We start from the raw sequence: 18,533 nt of genomic DNA on the forward strand, positions 1-18,533 counted from the left end.
AGACGATGCCGAAATCCCGGATCGAACTGCGCTTCGGCGGCACCGGCGGGCAGGGGCTGGTGCTCAGCGCCAAGCTCTTGGCCGATGCGCTGGCGCTGGAAGGCCGCCATGTCGCGCAGTCGCAGACCTACGAGCCGACCTCGCGCGGCGGCTTCTGCAACGCCGACCTCGTCGTCGCCAGCGGCGAGGTCGATTATCCGCTGCCGATCGCATTCGACCATCTGGTGCTGCTCGACAGCATCGCCGTCAAGCCGTCCTGGCCGCGGCTGAAGGCCGGTGCGCTGGTGATCGCCGACACCCGGCTGTGCCCGGATTTGCCCGACGGCGACGTCGTGCCGCATCGCTTGCCGCTCAGCCGCACCGCGATCGAGCTCGGCAGCGAACGCGTCACCAACATCGTTGCGCTCGGCGCGCTGATCGAACTGACAGGGATCTGCAAGCCCAAATCCATCGAGCAGGTGGTGCGCGCGAGTTCGCCGCGCGGCTTCCTCGATCTCAACCTGGACGCGCTCGCCGCCGGCTACGCGCTGGCCAAAGCGCCCGTCGCCGCGGCTGCGTCGTGAGATCGACTTCTCACCAAGCACTGCGGAAACCTCTCCCCGCGCGCGGGGAGAGGTCGCCCTGCGTAGCGCAGCGAAGCCGGGCGGGTGAGGGGGCCTCTCGACAAGGCCGAGCCTCCGTGCCCGCGTCGCCCCTCACCCCAACCCTCTCCCCGCGAAGAGCGGGGCGAGGGAGCTCGCCGTGCGCGGCGCGACCGCATCGTTCTGCATAGTCGGATACTGACAAAGGATTGTTTCGATGAGCGCCCAGCCCGCATTGCGTGAACAGCCCGTCTATATGCACGATCGCGCCATCGAGATGATGCCGCGGCCGCAGCTCGCGGCGCTGCAGTTCGAGCGGCTGCGCCGAATCGTCGAGCGGGCCTATCGCGACGTCCCGCATTATCGCCGGACGTTCGACGAAGCCGGCGTCAAGCCGGCCGATCTGCAGACGCTCGCGGACATCGCGAAGTTTCCGTTCACCAAGAAAAACGATCTGCGCGACAACTATCCGTTCGGCATGTTCGCGGTGCCGCGCAATCAGCTACCGCGGATTCACGCCTCGTCGGGCACCACCGGCAAGCCGACCGTGGTCGGTTATACCAAGACCGATCTCGACAACTGGGCCGCCCTGATGGCGCGGTCGATGGTCGGGGCGGGCGTGTCGCCCGACGACATCGTCCACAACGCCTATGGCTACGGCCTGTTCACTGGTGGGCTCGGCGCGCATTACGGCGCCGAGCGGCTGGGCTGCACCGTGGTGCCGATCTCCGGCGGCGGCACCGAGCGGCAGGTGACGCTGATGACCGATTTCGGCGCCAACGTGCTGTGCTGCACGCCGTCCTACGCGCTCAACATCGCCGAAGTCGCCGAGCAGATGGGCGTGAACCTGCGCGCCGCGCCGCTGCGGATCGGCGTGTTCGGCGCCGAGCCGTGGTCGGATGCGATGCGCCGCGACCTTGAGGCGCGGCTCGGCATCAAGGCGATCGACGTCTACGGCCTGTCGGAGATCATGGGCCCCGGCGTCGCCTGCGAATGCGCCGTGGCGCAGAACGGTCTGCACGGCTGGGAAGATCACTTCCTGTTCGAGACCATCGATCCGGAAACCCTGCAGGTGCTGCCGATGGGGTCGGTCGGCGAATTGGTGATCACCACGCTGACCAAGGAAGCGCTGCCGATGATCCGGTATCGCACCCGCGACATCACCAGCCTGTCGACCGAACCCTGCGCCTGCGGCCGCACCCATCTGCGGATCATGCGCGTCACCGGCCGTGACGACGACATGCTGATCATCCGCGGCGTCAACGTCTATCCGTCGCAGGTGGAGTCGGTGCTGGTCGGCTTCCCCGGCATCGCGCCGCACTACCAGATCGTGCTGACGCGGGAGAAGGCGCTCGACGCCATGACGGTCGAAGTCGAGATCGCCCCCGACGCCCCGCGCGACGAGGCGGCGCTGGTGAAGAAGGCGGCCGAGGTCACCCACCACATCAAGTCGCTGATCGGCGTGACCTGCAAGGTCGTAGTGAAGTCGCCGGGCGACGTCCCGCGCTCGCAGGGCAAGGCGGTGCGGGTGAAGGATCAGCGGAATATTTGACGGACGGCGACTTCGCTCGTTCCGTTCTCCCGAACTATCCGCACGCGATCCGTCATCCTGAGGTGCTCGCCCGAAGGGCGAGCCTCGAAGGATGGAGACCGGCGCGTGCGGCCATCCTTCGAGGCGCGTCGACCGCGCGACGCGCGGCCGACACGCACCTCAGGATGACGCTTCGACTCGTCGTTGACGAGCGGCCTACAACCCCAGCACCAGCTTGCTGATGATGTCGCGCTGGATCTCGGAGGTGCCGCCGAAGATGGTGTAGGCGCGGCCGTTGAGGTGTGTCGGCATCACGGCGAGTTCGTCCTCGGGAATCGCCGGCGGGGCGTTGAGCCGGTGCAGCGGGCGGGTCGGTTCGACATAGAGGCCGTCGGTGCCGATCACGTCGACGCCGAGGCGGCTCACCGCCTGGTAGATCTCGCTGGTGCGCAGCTTGAGGATCGACGACACCGCGCCGGGGTTCTGGCCGTTCTGCAGCGCGGAGAGCACCCGCAGCTCGGTCATTTCCAGCGCGTCGATATCGACCTCGGCCTCCGACATCCGGATCGCGATGTCCGGATCCTCGATCGCCCGTCCGGTCGCCTCCGACTCGGCGAACGCCGCCGTCCTGTGCAGCGCCTTGCGGAGCTTCGCCGAGGCGATGCCGGAACCGCGTTCGAATTCGAGTAGGTACTTGCCGTAGGTCCAGCCCTTGCCTTCCTCGCCGACCAGGTTCGATGCCGGAATCCGGACGTCGTCGAAGAACACCTGGTTGACCTCGTGATCGCCGCCGATCGTCAGGATCGGGCGGATGGTAATGCCGGGGCTCTTCATGTCGATCAGCACGAAGCTGATGCCGTCCTGCTGCCGCGGCTCGTCGCTGGTGCGCACCAGCGCGAACATCATGTTGGCGTTGTGGGCGTGGGTGGTCCAGATCTTGGTGCCGTTGATGACGTACTCGTCGCCGTCGCGGACCGCGCGGGTCTTCAGCGACGACAGGTCCGAGCCCGAACCGGGCTCCGAATAGCCCTGACACCAATAATCCTCGCAGGACAGAATCCGCGGCAGGAAGTAGTTCTTCTGCTCCGGCGAGCCGAAGCCGATGATGACGGGGCCGACCATCTTGACGCCCATCGGCGTCGGCGACGGCACGCCCGCATGCGCGCATTCGGTCTCGAAAATCCAGCGCTGCGCCGGTGTCCAGCCGGTGCCGCCATATTCGACCGGCCAGCCGGGGGCGCCCCAGCCCTTCGCGTTGAGGGCGCGTTGCCACGGCACGCCGGTCTCCGGCTCGGAGAACACCGAGGCGTTGAGCGACTCCGCGCGCTTCATGTCGGGCGTGAGATTGGCCGCGATGAAATCGCGGACCTCCTGCTGAAAGGCGAGCTCGGAATCGCCGAAGGTCATGTCCATGTCGATGCCTCGCTTTGCTTAAACAGGCCGGCCGCTGAGCGCGGCGTGGCGGCGATAATGATGGGTGCTGCCGCCGAACAGCGTCTCGAACGCCAGCAGGCGTTTGAAGTACGCGCCGACGTCGAGCTCCTCGGTGACGCCCATGCCGCCATGCAGCTGCACGGATTGCTCGGCGACGAAGCGCGCGCCCTTGCCGATCTTGGCCTTGGCGCCGGAGGCGGCGCGGCCGCGTTCGGCGGCGTCCGCATCGGCCTTCAGCGCCGCGCGCAGCGCCATCGAGCGAGCTTCATCCACCTGCACCGACATGTCGGTGAGGCGATGCCGGATCACCTGATTGGCCGCGAGCGGCTTGCCGAACTGTTTTCGAACTTTGGTGTAGTCGAGCGTCTTGTCGGTCAGTGTCTGCATCATGCCGACGGCTTCGGCGGACATCGCGGCGAGGGCGCGATCGACCACGGCCTCGATCGCCGGATACGCATCGCCGTCGTCGCCGAGTAGCGCGTCCGCCGGCACCCGCACGCCTTGCAGCGTCAGATTGCACGCCCGGCCGCCGCCGAGTCGCGGATAGTCGGCGAGCGCCAGTCCCGGCGCGTCGCGCGGCACCATGAACAAACGCAGCGAACCGCTGCCGTTGTTCGCCAGCCGCGCCGAAACGATCAGCTGATCGGCCGCCGCGCCGTCCAGCACCGCGACCTTGGCGCCATCGAGGACGTAGTTGTCGCCGTCCTTGCGCGCCGTGGTGTCAACGCGCGACAGGTTTGCGCGCGCGGCGCGTTCGGCATGCGCGAAGGCGAGCCGCAGTGTGCCCTCGGCGACCTGCGGCAGCAGCGCCGCCTTCTGGTCGTCACGGCCGTGCGCGGCAACGAGGCCTGCGCCGAGCACCACGGTCGACAGATAAGGCTCGCTGACGAGACCGCGACCGAACGCTTCCATCAGGATGCCGACCTCGATCGCGCCGCCGCCGATGCCGCCGTGCTCCTCGGCGATCGGCAGCGCCAGCCAGCCGAGCTCGGCGAACTGTTTCCAGATCGCCTGGCTGAAGCCGAGCGGTTCTTTGGCGTTCTGCTCGCGCAGCTTGCTGGTGTAGGTCTCGTTGATGAAGCGGTCGGCGCTTTCGCGCAGCAGCCGCTGTTCGTCACTGGGCGTGAGATCCATCGCCTTACACCTTCACTTGCTTGCGCACCGACGGATGCAGTCCCGACGGATCGACGATCATTCCAAACTCCTGCAGATTGTGTGCGTGACAAAGCTGATGCAGCGCGAACGCCTGATCGATCGCGGCCGGCTGACCCTGAATGTCCACCGAGCGGTTGACCGCTTCCTTGGTCATCTTCAGCGCGAAGCTCGGCTTGGCGGCGATGCGCTGCGCCAGATTCAAGGTGAAGGCGGATAGCTCGGCGGCGGCCACCACATGATTGACCATGCCGAGCCGGTGCGCGTCTTGCGCACTCCAGCTATCGGCGGTGAACAGCAGTTCCTTGGCCTTGCGCGGGCCGAGCTCCCATGGATGCACGAACCACTCGACGCCGCAGACGCCCATCGTCACCACCGGGTCGCAGAACTCGGCATTGTCGGCGGCGACGATCAGGTCGCAGGCCCAGGCCAGCATCAGCCCGCCGGCGATGCACTTGCCGTGCACTTCGGCGATGGTCGGCTTGGCGAGATTGCGCCAGCGCCGCGTGATCTGCAGATAAATTTCCTGCTCGCGCGCCATCCGTCCGTGAGCGCCGGGCTCGCGGAAGCCGCCCCAATGGCCGACCGGCGGGAAGTCGATGCCGGCTTCGTTCTTGGTGGTGGCGCGCAGGTCGTGACCGGCGGAGAAATGCGGGCCGGAGCCGGCGAGAATGATGACCTTCACGGCATCGTCCTGCACCGCGTCGTCGAACGCGGCGTTGAGGTCGTAGGTCATCTGCAGGTTCTGCGCGTTGCGCGCTTCCGGCCGGTTCATCACGATCCGCGCGATCGCCGGATCGGGACGTTCGACCACGAGGGTCTCGAAGCCGCCCATGCATCCTCCCTTTTCTTGTTGTTTCGGCTTATGCGCGCCGTTGTGGTTGCGCGTAGTCTGGCAGGTCGCTGCGGCGACCGCAAACGTCATCTGCAGCGGCGCCGCGCGCGATATTCCGCCTTGCGGCGCATATGCGGCGCCGGCCTCGCAATTTATGCTCTCCGTCGTCGACCAGCCGGTTCCGTCGGCTTTGAGGCAGAACAATCCGCGATCCGCGCGTTTATGCGATGGGCGTGGGTGGACCTGGGCGAAACCCGGCTGGAATTGATTTTTCGGGCGTGGCGTTCCGTGCGATAGGTCGAGCCCTTCCGCGTCTTCCTCAGCCGCTGAAAGTGGATCATGCCGCTGATTTCGATGGTCTCGACGTTCAGGAATGCTGCTGCCGCGGGCGTGCTGGCCGCCGCGGCATCGCTGCTGCCGTGCAGTCCCGGCGTCGCCGCCACCGACGTCGCGTCGTTGCCGCGCGACCTGTCGCCCTGGGGCATGTTCACGAGCGCCGACATCGTCGTGCAGGTGGTGATGGCCGGCCTCGTGGTCGCGTCGCTCGCGACCTGGACGGTGTGGCTGTCGAAGACGCTCGAGCTGCGCCGCGAGACCGCGCGCGCCCGGGACGGATTGGCCAGGCTCGAAGCGGACGTCACGCTGGCCGAACTGCGCAGCGCCGACGAGGCGCAGGACGCGGTGGCGCAATTGGTGCAGACCGCGGCGCGCGAAGCCAGCCTGTCCGGCTGGAGCTTCGACGACGAGTTCAAGGAGCGCGTCGCGCTGCGGCTGGAGCGGGTCGAGGCGGCGATGTCGCGGCGGATCGCGCGCGGCACCGGCATTCTGGCGACCATCGGCGCGGTGGCGCCGTTCGTCGGCCTGTTCGGCACGGTGTGGGGCATCATGAATGCGTTCATCGGGATTTCCGAAGCGCACACCACCAATTTGGCGGTGGTCGCGCCGGGCATTGCCGAGGCGCTGCTCGCCACCGCGCTCGGCCTCGTCGCCGCGGTGCCGGCGGTGGTGATCTACAACTATCTGGTCCGCGGGATCGCCAATTATCGCGCGCTGCTCGGCGACGCCTCGGCGCAGGTGCTGCTGCTGGTCAGCCGCGACCGCGGCCGCTCGGCGCGGCTGATGGCGCGAGCCGCGGAGTAGGCGATGGGCGTGCGACTCGGGGCGAGGCGGCGGCAGGGCGCCGAGGACGATCTCGCCGTCGCGCACGAGATCAACGTCACGCCGTTCATCGACGTGATGCTGGTGCTGCTGATCATCTTCATGGTCGCAGCGCCGCTCGCCACCGTCGATCTCGGCGTCGACCTGCCGGCCTCGACCGCGGTGCCGCAGCCGCGGCCGGACAAGCCGGTGTATCTCACGCTGCAATCCGATCTCACGCTGGCGATCGGTGAGTCTCCCGTCACCCGCGACGCGCTCGACGGCGCGCTGCAGAGCGCGACCGGCGGCAACAGGGACGAACGCATCTTCCTGCGCGCCGACAAGGCGGTCAGCTATGGCGACCTGATGGCGGTGATGAACCTGCTGCGCAACGCCGGCTATCTCAAGGTCGCGCTCGTCGGCCTCGACGGCCGGGACGCACCATGAACGCGTTCGCGCTGCACGAGCCGCCCGGCAAAGGCCGCGCCTCGCAATGGCTGCTGTCGGCGGCGGCGATCGTCGCCGCGCATCTGGGCCTGATCGCTGCCGCGGTCGCCTGGTATCAGCAGGCGCTACCGCCCGGCGTCGAGATGCCGGCGATCCTGGTCGACATGGCGCCGGCGCCGTCTGCGCCCGCCGTGCAGCCGCAGGACCTCGCGCCGGGTCCGCAGATGCAGCAGTCGCAGGCTGCGCCTGAGCCGGTGAGGCAGGACGAACCGGAGCCCGACCCGGTGAAGTCGGAACCGGTGACACGGGTGGCCGCGCAGCAGGCCGAACCGATCCCGGTGGCGCCGACGCCCGAGGTCGCGCTGCCGGTACCGGCGAGGCAGCCGGCGAAGCCGGACGCAGCCGAGGTCGAGCGGCCGAAGGTCGCGCCGGTGACCCGCGATCAGCCCAAGCGCAAGCCGGAGCGCGCCGAGCCGAAGCGGGCCTCGCGCGAGCCGCCGGCGCCGCGCACCACCGCCGCGCCGCGTGCCGAACGTCAGGCCGCGTTGCAATCGTCTCCGAATGCCGGCCGGGCCGCGGCGGCGGCCGCGCTGCCGTCGTATCGCGAGCGCCTCGCCGCGCATCTGGCGCGCTTCAAGCAATATCCGTCGTCGTCGAAGGCCGCCGGCGAGACTGGCACCGCGATGCTGAGCTTCACCGTCGGCCGCCACGGCCAAGTGCTGGGCAGCCGGCTCGCACGCTCGGCCGGCCATGCCGCGCTCGACGCCGAAACGATGGCGATGATCCGCCGCGCCCAGCCGCTACCGGCATTCCCGCCGGAGATGACGCAGTCCTCGGCCAGCTTCACCGTGCCGGTGATTTTCTCGCTGCGTTGACGTTACGCCCCTCCGTGCGCGGCCTTCACCGCGGCGCGGTCGACCGCGCCCTTGGCGTCCTTGGGCAAGGCGTCGACGAACACCACGTGCTTCGGCTTCTTGTAGCGCGCGATCAGCGAGCCGACAAAGTCGGCCAGCGTCACGGCGTCGACGTTTTGACCGGGCTTGCAGACGCACACCGCCTTGATGGCCTCGCTCCATTGCGGATCGGGCACGCCGATCACCACGGCCTCGGCGATCGCCGGATGCTGCTTCAGCGCGCCTTCGACCTCGGCCGGATAGACGTTCTCGCCGCCGGTCTTGATCAGTTCCTTTTCCGGCGCGCGGCCGGCGTAGAACAGATAGCCGTCGGCGTCGAACTTCCCCATGTCGCCGGTGTGGTGCCAGCCGTTGCGGAAGGCGTGCTGGGTCGCCGCCTCGTTGTTCCAGTAGCCTTTGAACACGGTCGGGCCGCGCAGCACGATCTCGCCGACCTCACCCGCGGGCAGCGGGCGATCGTCGGCATCGACCACCGCGATCGTGCGCCAGGGCAACGGTCGCCCGGCGGATTTCGGCCGGTCGCGATACGGCGCAAACGTCGCCAGCCCCGAAGTCTCGGACTGGCCGAAGGTCGCCCAGAACGTCGCCTGCGGACACTCTTTCTCGAACCGCTCGATCGTCTCCGGCGTATCGAGGCCGGTGACGGCGCGCAGGCTCTGCAATTGCGCCGACTGAGCCTGATCGAGAATATTGCCGAGCGTCGGCGCGAACTCGGCCAGCACCGTGACGCGGTGCGCCTCGATGTCGCGCGCCGCCTGCGCCGGATCGAACTTCGCCGAAATCACGCTGGCGCCGCCGGCCTGCTGCAGCGTCAGCATCAGGCCGAGGCCGGTGACGTGAAACAACGGCAGCATGCCGAGATTGACGTCGCGCTCGGTCAGCCGCCATGCCTCGATCAGCGAACTCTGCGCGATCAACAGATTGCCCTGCGAGATCAGCGCGCCGCGCGGTTTGCCGCCGACGGCGGCGGTGTGGATGATGACGAAGCCGTCGGCGGCGGCGACCTCCGGTGGCACGAAGGCATCGTCGGACTCGAGCTCGGCGAACGGCGCGAACGGGCCGGGATCGGCGCCGATCGCATAGGTCTTTCGCACGCTCGCCAGCGACGGCTGCAGCCCGGCGATGATGTCGCGGTAATCACTGCCCGCGATCAGCACGGTCGGCGCGCCGTCGCCGAGCACGAAGCCGATCTCCTCGGCGTTGAGCCGATAGTTCACCGGCAGCAGGATGGCGCCGATCAACGCTACCGCGCCGATCAGCTCGACCATTTCCGGACAGTTCTGCGACAGGATCGCAACACGGTCGCCGGGCCGGACGTTGTCGCGCAGCAGGCCGGCGGCCAGCCGCTCGATCCGGGCGAGATAGTCGCGGTGGGTGACGCGGACGCCATCGATCACGAAAGCCGTGCGGTCCGGAAACAGCGATGCATTGCGGCGATAGACATCGCCCAGGGTGAAGTCGTGAAGCGCCATGCATTTCCCCCGTCTTTCAAGGCTTCAGCCGCGTCCGGCCGGCCCGATTGCTTTGCCCCTGCGCCGGGTCGGCGGGCGGGCCGTCAGCCTTTTAGCGAAATTCGCCCAAGAGGGAGAATGAAACTTGGCACCGGCCGCTAGCGGTATCCGCTGCGAGTGGTCACCCGACGCGTGGGCGGCCGGATCGTGTGACAATTCGCGCCACCGGAGGATCGCGGCGTCTTCCGGTTCGGGAGGGGAGCGACCATCTGATGTCATGAATGTCCTGTGACTGAGGAACATCGTCAGCTCTATCGAGTTGGACGATCACAACTTCTGGAGGAACCGATGGCGCACGACGCTCGAACCCTGGACGAGATCCGACGCGATACCGAACGCGCCCGGGCCGGATTGACGGAAACCGTCGGCGAGCTGCGGGCAACCGTGGCCGACACCGCGACCGATCTGCGCGAGCGCTACTCGCCGCAGGCGATCAAGGACGACGTGACCAGTTACATCAAGACTCGTGGCGAAGAGTTGGCCGACAAGGTCAGCGACAGTATCCGCAACAATCCGGTGCAGGCGGTGGCGGTCGGCGCGACGCTGGCCTATCCGCTGTGGAAAATCGTCCGCGCGATTCCGGCTCCGGTGCTGATGGTCGGCGCGGGCCTGTATCTCGCCGGCACCAAGTCGGGCCAGCAACTGACGCAGCGCGCATCCGACGCCGCGGTCGATTTGGCCGGCGATGTCGAGCGCCGCGCCCGGGCCTTCGGCGCCGATGCGGCCGATACCGCGGAGGCCGCCAGAGAATACGCGACCGGCGCGCTGCAGGCCGCGGGCGATGCGGCCAGCAGCCGGGCCAATGAGTTCCGGCGAGCCGCGTCGACCACGGCCGCAGAGTTGAAGCACAAGGGCGAGGAATTCGGCCGCGCCGTTTCGGCGCAGGCCGACGAACTCGGTCGCACCGCGGCGGCAGCCGGCGGGGCCTTTGCCGGCGAAGTCGACGACGTCGCCGATCGCGGCGTCGGTATCGCCAGCGCGGTGACGGATACGCTCCGCGACACCGCGGCCTCGGTCCGCGACACCGCCACCTCGATGCGCGAGAGCGCGGCGGATGCCGCCGTTCGACTCCGCGACAAAGTCGGCGAGACGGCCGATGCGGGATTGCACGCCGCCGCCCGCGCGCGCGATCGCGCCGCCGATATCAGCCAGCGCGCCGGAAAGAACTTCACCGAGACGGTCAGTGCCCATCCGCTGCTCGTCGCCGGCGCCGGCCTCCTGATCGGCGGCCTGATCGCCAGCGCGATCCCGCGGCTGCGCGCCGAAAAGCAGGTGTTCGGCGACGCCAGCCGCCGGGTGCGTGAACGCGCCGAGGAAACGGTGACGCGCGGCGTCGAGGCGGTGAAACAGAAGGGCCGCGATGTCCTGGACAGCGCGGCCGGTGCCGCGGAGGACGAGGGACTGACGCGTGAGAGCATGGGCGGTCAGGTTCGCGATCTCGGCGATCGCGCCCGCAAGGTCGCCGAAGCAGCGGTCTCGACATTCGAGTCGCCGTCGCAGAACAAGCATTGAGACACAGGGACGGAGATCATCATGGCTGAACAGATCGAGAAGACAGGGAACGGCGCCGGCGGAACGCGGTCGCAGCCGTTGAAGTCGGTGAAGAAGGAAGCCGAAACGATGGCGGGTCAGGCGGCGAATGCGGGTCGCGACATCAAGGACCGGGTGGTCGGCCTCGCTGAAGAGACGGTCGACGCCGCGCGCGCCAAGGCAGACGATCTGGCCGGCGCCGCCCGCGAGTTCGCCTCGGAAGCCGGCGAGACGATCAAGCAACGCGCCAACGCGCAACGCGAGGCCGGCGCCGACTACATCGGCGGCATCGCCGACGCGATCCGGCGCGCGTCGCACGAGTTCGACAACGACGTCCCGATCGCCGGCGTCTACATGCGCAAGGCGGCCAACAAGGTGGAGGAGATCTCCGACACCGTGCAGCGCGGCGATATCTCGGATCTGGTCAAGGGCGTGCAGGATTTCGCCCGCCGCCAGCCGACCGCGTTTCTCGGCCTCGCGGTGCTGGCCGGCTTCGGCGCGGTGCGCTTCCTGAAGAGTTCGTCGTCGTCCGCGGAGCCGTCCTATCGCACGGCGTCGCACGACGGTGGTGGAGACGACAACCGGGGATATCGCGATGACTCCAAATAATCGGTCGATTCCCGAGCTGTTCGGCGATGCGTTCAATCAGTTCGCCAAGCTGATCAGCAACGAGTTCGATCTCGCCCGCGCCGAGATGGCCGACAAGATCGGCCAGGTCGGTCGCGCGGTGGCGATGATGGGCGCGGGCGCGGTGATCCTGATCCCCGGCCTGGTGGTGTTGCTGTTCGCGCTCGCGGCCTTGCTGATCGAGAACGGGTTCTCCGCCTCGGTCGCCTATCTGATCACCGGCGGCGGCACGATCGTCGTCGCCGCTGCGCTGATCGGCATCGGCATCAGCCGGCTGTCGCCCGACTCATTGAAGCCGAACATGACGATCGAGCAATTGCAGCGCGACAAGGTCGCGGCAAAGGAGATGGTGCAGTGAACGATCGATCCGACCAGGGCAAAGTGATGCCTTTCATTCACGATCTCGGCGATGCGATGCGTCGCAATCCGGTGTCGACCGCGCTGATCGGCATGGGCGTGCTGTGGCTGTTCACCGGCGGCAAGGCCAAAGAGCGTGCCGCGAGTTTGGCGCACAGCACCGGGCTCGATCGCGTCCCCGACGCCGCATCGGGCGCGATCGATGCCGGACGCGCGGCGATGCACGACGTCAGGGATCGGGTCAGCGAAACGGTCGCCGGGGTCGGGGATCGCGCCGCCAGTGCGATGCATAGCGTCCAGGACAGCGGCGCCGCTGCGCTCGATCGCGCCAGCGAATTCGGAAGGCAGATTCCGGAAACCGGCGCCGAACTGCTCGGCGCGGCGCGCTCGCGCCTGACCGAGCTGTTCAACGAGCAGCCGCTGATGCTCGGCGCGCTCGGGGTGGCGATCGGTGCGGGCATCGCAGCCTCGCTGCCGCGCACAACCGTCGAGGCCGAGCTGTTCGGCGAAACCAGCGACGAGTTCAAGGCGCAGGCGCGCGGCTTCGTCGAACAGGCCCAGGAGCGAGTCGGCGCGGCCGCGCGGGATGCGGTCGATGCCGCGACCGAGGAAGCGCGCCGCCAGGGGCTGACGCCCGAGGGCGTGATGTCGGCTGCAGGCGAGATCGGCGAAAAAGCCAGGCGTGTCGCCGATGCGGCCGAAGAAAATCTGCGTCTGGAATGAGCATGGCGGACATCGACGACAAGGCCCCGAGCGACCGGCCGGACGATGCGATGAAGAGCGGCACCCGTGAGCCCTGGAAGAAGCCGAACCAGAGTTCGCAGACCAATTCGCAGCCGCCGCCCGACAAGCCGGACCTGGAGCGGTGGCAGGACAGCAACACGCACTGACGCGGCGTCCGATCGTGTCCCAAACGCAGCGATGCCCGGCCATGCGCCGGGCATCGGCGTCTGTAGAGGTCGTGCTGAAGGGAATTGAGGATGGCACGAACGAGCTCCGGATTTCTGGCATCGCTGGCCATCGTCGCCGGTGCGAGTGCAGCTGGCTGGATCGCGGGGCGCGGTGCCCCTGAGCGTGCCGGCGGCAGGCCACGCGAGGCCGCGACGACGATGCCTGCCGCCCCCGCCGTACCGGCGGGGCGGACGCAAGACGATACCGATCCGCCTGCTGCGCGCTTCCATCAACCGCTTCCCGTCCTGCGCCGGCAATGGAAAGCCGTGCTCCGCGGCACCTACGCGCGCATCAACGACGACCGGCTGATGCTGGTCGCCGCGGGCGTGGTGTTCTACGGCCTGCTGGCGTTGTTTCCGGGCATCTCCGCGCTGGTGTCGTCCTACGCGCTGTTCACCGACGGCGGCACCATCAATGGCCATCTGCAGCAACTTGCCGCCATCGTGCCGGAGGGGACCTATTCGGTGATCGAGGATCAGGTCGGCCGCGTGCTCGCCAATGGCGAGACCCGGCTGGGACTGGCGTTCCTCTCCAGCCTCGCGCTGGCGCTGTGGAGCGTCAATGGCGGCGTCAAGGCGGTGATCGATGCATCGAACGTCGTCTACGACAAGCAGGAGAGCCGCGGCTTCATCAAGCTCAACGCGCTGTCGCTGGGCTTCACCATCGGCGCCCTCGCGGCGGTGCTGTCGGCGATCGGCCTCGTGATCGCGACCCCGATCGCGCTGTCGATGATCGGGATGGAGGGCCAGGGCGCGGTGCTGATCGGCTACGGCCGCTGGCCGCTGCTGGCGCTGCTCACCTTCGCCGGGCTCGCGGTGCTGTATCGCCACGCGCCCGATCGCGACACGCCGCACTGGCGCTGGGTGTTGCCGGGTTGCGTGTTCGCCACCCTCGCCTGGATCGTCGGTTCGGCGCTGCTGTCCTATTACCTGGGCAATTTTGCCAATTACGACGCCACCTATGGCTCGCTCGGCGCCGCCATCGGCCTGATGATCTGGATGTGGATGACGGCGATCGTGGTGCTGGTCGGCGGCGAACTCAACGCCGAGATCGAGATGCAGGCCAAGGGCGGCCGCAGACAGCGTTCGTCCGCACGCTGAGCAGTTCCACGAAACCCTGCTGATCGCGCCGCGGCGACGCGCGGCGGCTTACGAATCCCGCCGGCTGGCGCTGGTGGCGATCGCCGCCGCCGCGGTGCGGTTTTCGACGCCGAGCTTGGCGTAGATCTGCTCGAGGTGCTTGTCGACCGTGCGCGGGCTGAGCCCCAGAATCTGCGCGATGTCGCGATTGGTCTTGCCCTTGCTGAGCCACGCCAGCACTTCGCTCTCGCGGCTGGTGAGACCGAACTCGGTGGTGAATTCCTTCGGCGATTCGCCGGAGGTGTCGCGCGCCAGCCGCAGCAGGAATTCGTTCGGCCCGAGCTTGCCCATATATTGCAGCCGCAATTCGTCGTTGCGCAGCAGCGACGCCTTCATCGGCGTCTTCGGCTGGGCGAGGCCGCTGTGCACCTGCTCCAGCCAGTCGAGCCAGGGCTTCGGCAGATCGAGCCGGAAGCCTTCGGCCGAGGCGCCGTCGGCGGCGAGCAGCTTCTGCGCCTGCGGCGTCGCCCACAGCACCTTGCCGACGCGATCGACCGCGAGCAGGAAGCGGCCGGACACGTCGAGTGCGGCGCGCGCGCTCTGGCTCAGCCGCGCATTGCCGAGATGCACCCGGATCCGCGCCAGCATTTCGACGATCACGATCGGCTTGGTGACGTAGTCGACGCCGCCGGCCTCCAGGCCGCGGACGATGTGCTCGCTCTCGGCGAGGCCGGTCATGAAGATCACCGGCACGTCGGAGACGGCGGGATTGCGCTTCAGCCGCCGGCAGGTCTCGAAGCCGTCGAGGCCCGGCATGATGGCGTCGAGCAGGACGATGTCCGGCGTGATCTGCTCGACGATCCGCATCGCCGCGGCGCCGTCGAGCGCGACCATCACGGTCATGCCGGCGCCGTCGAGCGCGTCGGTCAGCATCCGCAGCGTCTCCGGCGAGTCGTCGACGACGAGCACGATATCGCGCTTCTTCAGATCATTGGTCATGGCGATACAGCGTGTTCAGGGTCTTCATGTACTGGTCGAGATCGAACTGCTCGACCAGCGCGCGCATCTGCGACACGAACGTCCCCGATTCCGGATAGTCGTTGTCGATCTGATCGAGCTTGGATTCGATGCCGCGGATGTAGCCGATCTTGCCGAGCTCGATCAATTCCTCGACGTGCTGCATCGGCGGGCTTTGCATATCGCCCGTGGCCGCCGGCGTCTCGGGCGTTTCGCCTTTGTAGATCCATTCTATCTTGAGCAGCTGCCCGATCTGTTCGAGCAGCCGCGGAATGTCGACCGGCTTCATCAGGTAGCCGTCGTGGAACGGCTGCGCCAGCGGCGCGCCGTGCGCCTCGATCGCGCTCGCCGACACCATCAGGATGCGGGCGTGGTGGTGGCCGTTGGTGCGCAGCGTCTCGGCCACGGTCCAGCCGTCCATGCCGGCCATCGAGATGTCGAGCAGGAACAGGTCGGGCTGGCAGTGTTCGGCGAGGCCGACGCAGGTGTAGCCGTCCGGCGCGCTCAGCACGATGAAGCCGAGCGGCGCCAGCAATTCCTGCAGCAGATTACGCTGCGCCGGATCGTCGTCGGTGATCAGGATGGTCTTGCGCGGGCCGTGATAGCCGAGGATCGGCGCGCGGATCGCGCGGGTGCGGGTCGGATTGGTGACTTCCGACAGCAGCAGCTTGACGCGGAAGGTCGAGCCCTGGCCGAGCGTGCTGGTGACGCTGAGATCGCCGCCCATCACGCCGGCGAGCAGCTTGCTGATCGTCAGCCCGAGCCCGGTGCCGGTGTGCGGCTGCGATACGCCGAGCGCGCCGCGTTCGAACGGCGCGAAGATCCGCTCCAGATCGTCGGCATGGATGCCCGGGCCGGTGTCGCGCACTTCGAGCTCGGCCACCGGGTTGCGATAATGCACGATGAAATGCACGCTGCCTTCTTGCGTGAACTTGATCGCGTTGGAGAGCAGATTGATCAGCACCTGGCGCAGCCGCTTCTCGTCGGCGTAGACCACCGGCGGCAGATATTGCGGGCGCTTGAACACGAAGTCGACGTCCTTGGCGGTCGCCTGCAGCCGGAACATGCCGACGAGCTGGTCGAGAAATTCGCCGAACCGCACCTCGTCGCGCGACAGATACAGCCGGCCGGCCTCGATCTTGGAAATATCCAGCAATCCGTCGATCAGCCCGGAGAGATGATCGGCGCTGCGTCGCATCAGGCGAATCTGGTCGCGCGGGCGCGGCGGCAGGCTGGCGTCCTGTTCGAGCAATTGCGCGTAGCCGCTGATGGCGTTGAGCGGCGAGCGCAGCTCGTGGCTGAGGCCGACGACGTAGCGGCTCTTGGCGAGATTGGCCGATTCGGCGACCTCCTTGGCGCGCTGCAGCTCGGCGTCGGTCTGGCGGTGCGCGTCGATCTCCTGCATCAGCAGCGTGGTCTGGCGCCGGGTCTCGGCCTCGGCGGCCTGCCGGCTCTGCCGCGCCAGCACGAACAGCCAGGTCACCACGCCGATGATGATCGACAGCGCGAAGAACAGCTTCCAGAGAATTTCCGACAGCAGGATCTGCTGCGCGTCGGTGGCGGGTGCGGCCTGCAGATAGATCATCATCAGCGTCAGGCCGACCAGCCCGGCCGACACCATGAACACGCTGAGATAGTGCCCGACCTGCGAATTCAGCAGCGCATGGACGCGCTGCGGCAGCACCTTGCCGAGCGCGTCGGTGAATTGCGCGTCGAACCGCGCGTGCGGCTTGCACAGATCGTGGCAGCGGGCGTCGAGCGAGCAGCACAGCGAGCAGATCGGCCCGGCATAGGCCGGGCAATGCGCCATGTCCTCGGGCTCGAACGAATGCTCGCAGATGCAGCACTTGATCGCCGGCAGGTTCTGCCAGGAGCGCTTCGGCTTGCGCGCGATATAGAACCGGCCGCGGGTGAGCAGCGCGATCGCCGGCGCGGTGACGAACGCCACCAGCAACGCGACGAACGGCGCCAGCGCCTTGGCGGTCGGCCCGAACACGCCGTAGAACGCGGTGATCGACATCACCGTGGCGATCGCCATCGAGCCGACGCCGACCGGATTGATGTCGTAGAGATGCGCGCGCTTGAACTCCATCTGCCGCGGCCGCAGGCCCAGCGGCCGGTTGATGACCAGATCCGCCACTAGGGCGCCGACCCAGGCGATCGCCACGTTGGAATACAGCGCCAGCGTCTGCTCCAACGCCCTGTAGACGCCGATCTCCATCAGCAGCAGCGCCACCAGCACGTTGAACACCAGCCAGACCACGCGGCCGGGATGCGAATGGGTCAGCCGCGAGAAGAAGTTCGACCAGGCGATCGAGCCCGCATAGGCGTTGGTGACGTTGATCTTGATCTGGGACAGCATCACGAAGGCGCCGGTCAGCGCAAGCGCCAGTTCGGGCTGCGCCAGCACGTAACGGAACGCCTCGCGATACATGTGCGACGGCTCCGCCGCGTCCTCCATGTCGAGGCCATGGCTCAGGGCGAAATAGGCGAGGAACGAGCCGGCCAGCAGCTTGATCGCGCCCGGCACGATCCAGCCCGGCCCGGCGCTGATCATCGCCGCCCACCACGCCGCCTTCGAGGTGCGGCGGTCGCGCGGCAGGAAGCGGAGAAAGTCGACCTGCTCGCCGATCTGCGCCACCAGCGCGAACACCACCGACGCCGCGGTGCCGAACAGCAGCAGGTCGAGATGGCCCGCCGGATCGCCCTGCGCGCCGGCGAATCTGGTCCACTCTTCGAACGATTCCGGACTCTTGATCGCGATCGCCGCGAACGGGAGGATGTGCAGCAGAATCCAGAACGGCTGGGTCCACAGTTGAAACCGGCTGATCAGCGTGATGCCGTGCGTCACCAGCGGAATGATCACCACGGCGCTGAACAGATAGCCCAGCGCCAGCGGCAGCCCGAAACACATCTCCAGCGCCTTGGCGAGGATAACAGCCTCGATGGCGAAGAAGATGAACGTAAATGAGGCATAGATCAGCGAGGTGATCGTCGATCCGATATAGCCGAATCCGGCGCCGCGCGTGAGCAAGTCTATATCGACGCCACATCTGGCTGCATGATAGGCAATCGGCAGGCCGCAGCAGAAGATGATGACGCTGACCACGAGGATCGCCGCGGTGGCGTTGGTGACGCCGTAATTCAGCGTGATGGTGCCGCCGATCGCCTCCAGCGCCAGGAACGAAATCGCGCCGAGCGCGGTGTTGGCGACCCGCAGCGCCGACCAGCGGCGCGCGCTCTTGGCGGTGAAGCGCAGCGCATAGTCTTCGAGCGTCTGGTTGGCGACCCATTGATTGTACTGGCGCCGAACGCGGTCTATGCGCTGCCGCCCAACCACGCGCTTCTCCTTGTTTTTCGTCTCGCTCTGCTGCGTGAAAAATCTACGTCGCGATCTTGCGATGCAACATACGTGATCTTGCGTATCGGT

The 18,533-nt window shown here is 67.6% G+C and carries 17 protein-coding genes; 11 read left to right on the forward strand and 6 right to left on the reverse strand.

The window, feature by feature from the left end; translation table 11 throughout:
- Positions 1 to 5: 5 nt before the first annotated feature.
- Both RPB_RS06240 and RPB_RS06245 read left to right on the forward strand, forming a co-directional pair.
- Entirely contained in the window at positions 6 to 563 is a 558-nt protein-coding gene (locus RPB_RS06240) for a 2-oxoacid:acceptor oxidoreductase family protein (RefSeq protein ID WP_011440135.1), read from the forward strand.
- A 235-nt stretch (positions 564 to 798) separates the two neighbouring features.
- Positions 799 to 2,133 (forward strand): phenylacetate--CoA ligase family protein, encoded by a 1,335-nt coding sequence (locus RPB_RS06245; RefSeq protein ID WP_011440136.1) that lies wholly within the window; start codon positions 799 to 801, stop codon positions 2,131 to 2,133.
- 195 nt (positions 2,134 to 2,328) lie between these two features.
- On the opposite strand, the gene RPB_RS06250 is transcribed toward RPB_RS06245, so the two are convergent.
- Genes RPB_RS06250 through RPB_RS06260 form a run of 3 tightly spaced genes read right to left on the reverse strand, consistent with a single transcriptional unit; the run spans position 2,329 to position 5,533 of the window.
- A complete protein-coding gene (locus RPB_RS06250; protein WP_011440137.1) occupies positions 2,329 to 3,525 on the reverse strand; it encodes an acyl-CoA dehydrogenase family protein in 1,197 nt (398 codons plus the stop codon).
- An 18-nt stretch (positions 3,526 to 3,543) separates the two neighbouring features.
- The gene (locus RPB_RS06255; RefSeq protein ID WP_011440138.1) at positions 3,544 to 4,680 is read right to left on the reverse strand and encodes an acyl-CoA dehydrogenase family protein; all 1,137 of its coding nucleotides are present in this window, start codon (positions 4,678 to 4,680) and stop codon (positions 3,544 to 3,546) included.
- A gap of 4 nt (positions 4,681 to 4,684) precedes the next feature.
- Entirely contained in the window at positions 4,685 to 5,533 is an 849-nt protein-coding gene (locus RPB_RS06260; RefSeq protein ID WP_011440139.1) for an enoyl-CoA hydratase, read from the reverse strand.
- A 339-nt stretch (positions 5,534 to 5,872) separates the two neighbouring features.
- On the opposite strand from RPB_RS06260, the gene exbB reads away from it, so the two are divergent.
- From exbB to RPB_RS06275, 3 genes are read left to right on the forward strand one after another with little or no spacing between them, the layout of a single operon-like run.
- A complete protein-coding gene (gene exbB, locus RPB_RS06265) occupies positions 5,873 to 6,673 on the forward strand; it encodes a tonB-system energizer ExbB (protein WP_011440140.1) in 801 nt (266 codons plus the stop codon).
- 3 nt (positions 6,674 to 6,676) lie between these two features.
- A complete protein-coding gene (exbD, locus tag RPB_RS06270; protein ID WP_011440141.1) occupies positions 6,677 to 7,117 on the forward strand; it encodes a TonB system transport protein ExbD in 441 nt (146 codons plus the stop codon).
- Positions 7,114 to 7,992 carry an energy transducer TonB gene (locus RPB_RS06275; RefSeq protein ID WP_011440142.1) on the forward strand — a complete coding sequence of 293 codons (879 nt, stop codon included), beginning with the start codon at positions 7,114 to 7,116 and terminating at the stop codon, positions 7,990 to 7,992. Before exbD ends, RPB_RS06275 begins: the two co-directional genes overlap by 4 nt.
- A gap of 2 nt (positions 7,993 to 7,994) precedes the next feature.
- On the opposite strand, the gene RPB_RS06280 is transcribed toward RPB_RS06275, so the two are convergent.
- Complete coding sequence (locus RPB_RS06280) at positions 7,995 to 9,503, reverse strand: AMP-binding protein (protein WP_011440143.1); 1,509 nt, start codon at positions 9,501 to 9,503, stop codon at positions 7,995 to 7,997.
- Positions 9,504 to 9,830: 327 nt separating this feature from the next.
- Here RPB_RS06280 and RPB_RS06285 point away from each other — a divergent pair, with 327 nt between their 5' ends.
- The 6 genes from RPB_RS06285 (at position 9,831) to RPB_RS06305 (ending at position 14,107) form a co-directional block, all read left to right on the forward strand.
- Positions 9,831 to 11,054, forward strand: coding sequence for a hypothetical protein (locus RPB_RS06285; protein ID WP_011440144.1), 1,224 nt, complete (start codon positions 9,831 to 9,833; stop codon positions 11,052 to 11,054).
- Positions 11,055 to 11,075: 21 nt separating this feature from the next.
- A complete protein-coding gene (locus RPB_RS06290) occupies positions 11,076 to 11,681 on the forward strand; it encodes a hypothetical protein (protein ID WP_011440145.1) in 606 nt (201 codons plus the stop codon).
- Positions 11,668 to 12,057, forward strand: coding sequence for a phage holin family protein (locus RPB_RS06295; protein ID WP_011440146.1), 390 nt, complete (start codon positions 11,668 to 11,670; stop codon positions 12,055 to 12,057). The genes RPB_RS06290 and RPB_RS06295 overlap by 14 nt, the downstream gene beginning before the upstream one ends.
- A complete protein-coding gene (locus tag RPB_RS06300; protein ID WP_011440147.1) occupies positions 12,054 to 12,779 on the forward strand; it encodes a hypothetical protein in 726 nt (241 codons plus the stop codon). The genes RPB_RS06295 and RPB_RS06300 overlap by 4 nt, the downstream gene beginning before the upstream one ends.
- 2 nt (positions 12,780 to 12,781) lie before the next feature.
- Positions 12,782 to 12,946, forward strand: coding sequence for a hypothetical protein (locus tag RPB_RS24510; RefSeq protein ID WP_157038781.1), 165 nt, complete (start codon positions 12,782 to 12,784; stop codon positions 12,944 to 12,946).
- Between the two features lie 327 nt (positions 12,947 to 13,273).
- Positions 13,274 to 14,107 carry a YihY/virulence factor BrkB family protein gene (locus tag RPB_RS06305; RefSeq protein ID WP_245258315.1) on the forward strand — a complete coding sequence of 278 codons (834 nt, stop codon included), beginning with the start codon at positions 13,274 to 13,276 and terminating at the stop codon, positions 14,105 to 14,107.
- Between the two features lie 48 nt (positions 14,108 to 14,155).
- Here RPB_RS06305 and RPB_RS06310 read toward each other — a convergent pair whose 3' ends face one another.
- Positions 14,156 to 15,085 carry a response regulator gene (locus RPB_RS06310; protein ID WP_011440149.1) on the reverse strand — a complete coding sequence of 310 codons (930 nt, stop codon included), beginning with the start codon at positions 15,083 to 15,085 and terminating at the stop codon, positions 14,156 to 14,158.
- The gene (locus tag RPB_RS06315; RefSeq protein WP_011440150.1) at positions 15,075 to 18,443 is read right to left on the reverse strand and encodes a hybrid sensor histidine kinase/response regulator; all 3,369 of its coding nucleotides are present in this window, start codon (positions 18,441 to 18,443) and stop codon (positions 15,075 to 15,077) included. Before RPB_RS06315 ends, RPB_RS06310 begins: the two co-directional genes overlap by 11 nt.
- Positions 18,444 to 18,533 lie beyond the last annotated feature (90 nt).

This window comes from Rhodopseudomonas palustris HaA2, from assembly GCF_000013365.1.
In the GTDB taxonomy this organism is placed as follows: Bacteria; Pseudomonadota; Alphaproteobacteria; order Rhizobiales; family Xanthobacteraceae; genus Rhodopseudomonas; species Rhodopseudomonas palustris_J.

Coding starts and splice junctions, on each gene's coding strand:
- RPB_RS06295 (WP_011440146.1), top strand. CDS start 11,668: ATGACTCCAAATAATCGGTCGATTCCCGAGCTGTTCGGCGATGCGTTC.
- RPB_RS06280 (WP_011440143.1), bottom strand. CDS start 9,503: ATGGCGCTTCACGACTTCACCCTGGGCGATGTCTATCGCCGCAATGCA.
- RPB_RS06310 (WP_011440149.1), bottom strand. CDS start 15,085: ATGACCAATGATCTGAAGAAGCGCGATATCGTGCTCGTCGTCGACGAC.
- RPB_RS06260 (WP_011440139.1), bottom strand. CDS start 5,533: ATGGGCGGCTTCGAGACCCTCGTGGTCGAACGTCCCGATCCGGCGATC.
- RPB_RS06240 (WP_011440135.1), top strand. CDS start 6: ATGCCGAAATCCCGGATCGAACTGCGCTTCGGCGGCACCGGCGGGCAG.
- RPB_RS24510 (WP_157038781.1), top strand. CDS start 12,782: ATGGCGGACATCGACGACAAGGCCCCGAGCGACCGGCCGGACGATGCG.
- RPB_RS06290 (WP_011440145.1), top strand. CDS start 11,076: ATGGCTGAACAGATCGAGAAGACAGGGAACGGCGCCGGCGGAACGCGG.
- exbD (WP_011440141.1), top strand. CDS start 6,677: ATGGGCGTGCGACTCGGGGCGAGGCGGCGGCAGGGCGCCGAGGACGAT.
- RPB_RS06250 (WP_011440137.1), bottom strand. CDS start 3,525: ATGGACATGACCTTCGGCGATTCCGAGCTCGCCTTTCAGCAGGAGGTC.
- exbB (WP_011440140.1), top strand. CDS start 5,873: ATGCCGCTGATTTCGATGGTCTCGACGTTCAGGAATGCTGCTGCCGCG.
- RPB_RS06275 (WP_011440142.1), top strand. CDS start 7,114: ATGAACGCGTTCGCGCTGCACGAGCCGCCCGGCAAAGGCCGCGCCTCG.
- RPB_RS06255 (WP_011440138.1), bottom strand. CDS start 4,680: ATGGATCTCACGCCCAGTGACGAACAGCGGCTGCTGCGCGAAAGCGCC.
- RPB_RS06245 (WP_011440136.1), top strand. CDS start 799: ATGAGCGCCCAGCCCGCATTGCGTGAACAGCCCGTCTATATGCACGAT.
- RPB_RS06285 (WP_011440144.1), top strand. CDS start 9,831: ATGGCGCACGACGCTCGAACCCTGGACGAGATCCGACGCGATACCGAA.